Origin of the sequence: Thauera sp. (assembly GCF_035444905.1) — a bacterium.
Lineage (GTDB): Bacteria > Pseudomonadota > Gammaproteobacteria > Burkholderiales > Rhodocyclaceae > Thauera.
In genome coordinates this window covers 1-5,096 of record NZ_DAOMPS010000111.1, presented here as the reverse complement: position 1 = coordinate 5,096, position 5,096 = coordinate 1, and the positions used below count along the sequence as shown (strand labels likewise).

Genomic DNA, 5,096 nt, shown 5'->3' with positions numbered 1-5,096 from the left:
GGAAGCACTTTCCAAAAAGGGGCGAAAATCGGGGTGAAGTGTCGAACCCCGGAGGTATGGAGGGCGAGCTAAGTTCTCGCAGAAGGATGACCGAGCAAGAGCCCTAACTTTTGAAGATGGTTGTAAGTTCCTTCAATACAGCGGCCTAAATCACCAGGGCGCGGTAGAGGACGAAGAATAAGCTTCAATAAAAAACAGCCCTGGTGAAGGGGCTGTTGAGGGCGCTATCCTCCATCGGTCAAGCAGCGCCTAGGCGAGACGCGTTTTCATATGACATTAGGTCGAAAGAGCCAGTTCAATTCTTGTCGCCACCTTGAGCATCAAGGTCTGTAGCCGAAGCAGAGCAGCCTGTCCAATGATGACTTTGACGGAGGGTTGAAGGGCAGCAATTCGCCGGGTCCCGCTATTGGCAACCGCCTACGCATAGCTGCCGCTCATCGCCGACCGTTCAAACCGCGAGTGTCGGGTCAGGCCGAGAACTTGCCATTCCCTCCGAACCGCGTCACCCAACTACCTGCCTTGCTCCCTCCGACCGGCAGCCGTCGTTTCCCCCAGGGAACCTTTCCCCCCGCTCCATGAGTCCGAGACGCACCCCGCCGACTAAAATGCCGGCTCACGCCTTCGTCTCGCTCCCATGCCCGCCTCCGCACCCCGCTACACCCCGATCGACGCCCCCGCCTCGATCGCCGACGCCATCCGCATCCGCGGTGCGCGCCAGAACAACCTGCGCAATCTCTCGCTCGACATCCCGCTGAACCGCCTGACGGTGGTGACCGGCGTGTCCGGTTCGGGCAAGTCCTCGCTGGTGTTCGACACGCTGTATGCCGAGGGCCAGCGGCGCTACGTCGAGACCTTCTCGCCCTACGCGCGCCAGTTCCTCGACCGCATGGACAAGCCGCAGGTGGATCGGATCGAGGGCGTACCGCCGGCGATCGCGATCGACCAGACCAACCCGGTGCGCACCTCGCGCTCGACGGTGGGCACGATGACCGAGCTCGCCGACCACTTCAAGCTGCTGTACGCGCGCGCCGCGCACCTGCACTGCCGCCGCTGTGGCAAGCCGGTGCGGCGGGATTCGGCCGACAGCATCGCCGCCGACCTGCGCGCGCGCGCGGCGGCCGAGGGCGATCCGCGGCTGGTGGTGTGCTTTCCGGTGACGGTGCCGTCCAACTTCAGCGAGGCGGAGGTGACCGGCCTGCTCAATGCGCAGGGCTACACCCGCATCCAGGAACGCATCGCCGCGGGCGGCGCCGAGGGCAACGACGTGCTGCAGGTGGTGCAGGACCGCTTCCGCGCGTCGAACGCCGAGGATGCGCGCCTGGCCGAGGCGCTGGAGGCGGCGCTCGCGCGCGGCCATGGCCGGCTGTCGGTGTATGCGTCGGGCGAGGGCGTGAAGGCTGAGAAGACGCCGGGCGAGGCGGTGTGGCGTTATTCCTCCGGCCTGCATTGCGCGGACTGCGACATCCATTATTCCGAGGCGACGCCCGGCCTGTTCTCGTTCAACTCGCCGATCGGCGCCTGCGAGACCTGCCGCGGCTTCGGGCGGGTGATCGGGGTCGATTTCGGCCTGGTCATCCCCGATGAGTCGAAGACGCTGGCCGAAGGTGCGGTCAAGCCCTGGCAGACCGAGAGCTACCGCGAGTGTCAGGCCGACCTCGAGAAGATGGCGAAGAAGTACGGCGTGGCGATGGACATCCCGGTGCGCGACCTGCCGCCGGAGCATCGCCACTGGCTGTTCGAGGGCGACCCGAAGTGGAAGAACTGGGACAGCTCGTGGCCGCGCTACTGGTACGGCGTGCGCCACTTCTTCGACTGGCTGGAGAGCAAGGCCTACAAGATGCACATCCGCGTGCTGCTGTCGCGCTACCGCAGCTACACGGAGTGCCCGGCCTGTCATGGCGCGCGGCTGAAGCCGGATGCGCTGCTGTGGCGGCTGCCGCTGAAATTGGGGACAGACCACGATTTCAGCGGAAATCGTGGTCTGTCCCCAATTTCAATCCACGAGCTGATGGCGATGCCGGTCGATCGCATCCGCGAAGCCATCGCCGCGCTGCACGTTCCCGGCGTGCCGGACGAGGCCACCGAGCTGGTGCGGGGCGAGATCCGCAGCCGGCTCACCTACCTGGCCGACGTCGGCCTCGGCTACCTGACGCTGGATCGCCAGTCGCGCACGCTGTCGGGCGGCGAGGTGCAGCGCATCAACCTGACCACCGCGCTCGGCACCTCGCTGGTGAATACCCTGTTCGTGCTCGACGAGCCCTCGATCGGCCTGCATCCGCGCGACATCGGCCGCATCCTCGGCGTGATGACGCGGCTGCGCGACGCCGGCAACACGCTGGTGGTGGTCGAGCACGACCCGCAGGTGATGGTCGCCGCCGACGAGCTGCTCGAGATCGGCCCCGGTCCGGGCGAGCGCGGCGGCAACATCGTCGCCCGCGGCACGCCGGCCGAGATCGCCGCCAACCCGGACTCGGTGACCGGCCCCTGGCTGGCGGGGAAGAAGCGCATCGACGTCGATCGCCCGCCGCGGCCGGTCGATGCCGCCACCCCGCGGCTGAAGCTGGTGGGCGCGCGCCAGCACAACCTGCGCGACCTCAGCGTCGGCTTTCCGCTGCAGCGCCTGACCTGCCTGACCGGCGTGTCCGGCTCGGGCAAATCGACGCTGATCCAGGACGTGCTGTACCCGGCGCTGGCCAAGCATTTTGGCGAGGCGACCGAATCGCCGGGGATTTTCGATCGCCTCGAGAATGTGGATAACTTGCGCGGCGTGGTCATGGTGGACCAGTCGCCGATCGGCAAGAGCTCGCGCTCCAACCCGGTGAGCTACGTCGGCGCCTGGGACCCGATCCGCAACCTGTTCGCCGCCCTGCCGGAGGCGAAGCAGCGCGGCTACACCCCCGGCACCTTCAGCTTCAACGCCGGCACCGGCCGCTGCCCGACCTGCACCGGCTCCGGTTTCGAGCACGTCGAGATGCAGTTCCTGTCCGACGTGTGGCTGCGCTGCCCCGACTGCGAAGGCAAGCGTTACCGCCCGGAAATCCTTGAACTTCAATGGGATGAACGTTCGGTTGCGGACGTGTTGGCGCTCACCGTGCACGAGGCGCTGGACGTGTTCCGCGAGCATCCCAAGGTGCTCGCCGCGCTCGCGCCGCTGGCCGACGTCGGCCTCGATTACCTGCGCCTCGGCCAGCCGGTGCCGACGCTGTCGGGCGGCGAGGCGCAGCGCCTGAAGCTCGCCGGCCACCTCGCCGAGGCGGCGCAGAAGAAGACTGTACGCAAAGCCAGGCCTGTGGATAAGTTTGTTGGAAATTCGGTGGACAAGCTCGAGCCGGGGCTGCTGTTCCTGTTCGACGAGCCCACCACCGGCCTGCACTTCGAGGACGTCGCCAAGCTGCTCGGCGCCTTCGACAAGCTGCTGCAGGCCGGGCATTCGCTGATCGTCATCGAGCACAACCTGGACGTGATCGCCGCGTCGGACTGGATCATCGACCTCGGCCCCGAGGGCGGCGACGGTGGCGGCGCGATCGTGGTGGAAGGTCCGCCGGAGGGGGTGCGCGCCCACGAAAGCTCGCACACCGGCAGGGCGCTGCGCGATTACGCGGCGGAACTGCAGAAGACGCGCACGGCAACGCTGGAAATAGGGGACAGACCCCAATTTCCCGAAGGAAATCGGGGGCTGTCCCCTATTTCCGGCTTGGTCGCTGCCGAACCGCGGGCGCAGTATCGCCCGATCTCTGCCCCAGCGATCGAGATCCGCCACGCCCGCGAGCACAACCTCAAGAACGTCAGCCTGCAGATCCCGCGCGACCAGTTCACCGTGATCACCGGCCTGTCCGGCTCGGGCAAATCCACCCTGGCCTTCGACATCGTGTTCGGCGAGGGCCAGCGCCGCTATCTGGAATCGCTCAACGCCTACGCCCGCCAGTTCGTGCAGCCGGCCAGCCGGCCCGACGTCGACGGCCTGTTCGGCATCCCGCCGACGGTGGCGATCGAGCAGCGCACCAGCCGCGGCGGGCGCAAGAGCACGGTGGCGACGCTGACCGAGATCCACCCCTTCCTGCGCCTGATGTACGTGAAGCTGGGCACGCAGTTCTGCCCCGACTGCAACGTGCCGGTGACGCCGCAGAGCTTCGAGGCCATCGTCGCGCAGATCCAGCGCGAGCTGCGCGGCGCCTCGGTGGAGGTGCTGGCGCCGCTGGTGGTCAACCGCAAGGGCCTGTACACCGACCTCGCCAAGTGGGCGCGCGCCAAGGGCCACGCGCAGCTGCGCGTCGATGGCGAATACCTGCCCACCGCCAAGTGGCCGCGGCTGGACCGCTACAAGGAACACAACATCGAGCTGCCCACCGGCATGGTGATGGTGCAGCCCGAGCACGAGGCCACGCTGCGCGAGTTCGTGCGCCAGGCGCTGGAGATCGGCAAGGGCGTGATCAAGGTGCTGGAGATCGGCAAGCTCGGCGCCACGCCGATCACCTTCTCCACGCTGCGCGCCTGCCCGAGCTGCGGCACCGGCTTCCCCGAGCCCGATCCGCGCCTGTTCTCGTACAACGCCAAGCACGGCTGGTGCCCCAAGTGCTACGGCACCGGGCTGAAGACCGCGGCGCGCATCGAGGACCCGGACGCGCTCGACCTCGGCGATGCGGAGGAGGTCATCGTCAGCGACGAGCCCTGCCCGGCCTGCGAGGGCGCGCGCTTGAATCCGGTGGCGCGCGCGGTGCGTTTCCGTGAACTCGGTCTGCATCAGCTCGCGGCGCAGCCGGTGGACAAGGCGGCGGGCTTCTTCGCCGAGCTGGCGCTGAACGAGCGCGAGACCGACATCGCCCGCGACCTCGTCAGCGAGATCCGCGGGCGGCTCGCCTTCCTGCAGCACGTCGGCCTCGGTTACCTCGCGCTGGATCGCGCCGCGCCCACGCTGTCGGGCGGCGAGGCGCAGCGCATCCGCCTGGCCGCGCAGCTCGGTTCCAACCTGCGCGGCGTGTGCTACATCCTCGACGAACCGACGATCGGCCTGCACCCGCGCGACAACCGCCTGCTGCTCGACACGCTGGAGGCGCTGCGCGACCGCGGCAACACGCTGCTGGTGGTCGAGCACGACG

Annotated in this window: 1 protein-coding gene; it reads left to right on the top strand. The window is 67.8% G+C overall.

What is annotated here, in order from left to right; genetic code table 11:
* Window positions 1–634: 634 nt before the first annotated feature.
* On the top strand, window positions 635–5,096 hold a 4,462-nt coding region (gene uvrA / locus PLC66_RS22130), incomplete at its 3' end, for an excinuclease ABC subunit UvrA (RefSeq protein ID WP_324544347.1).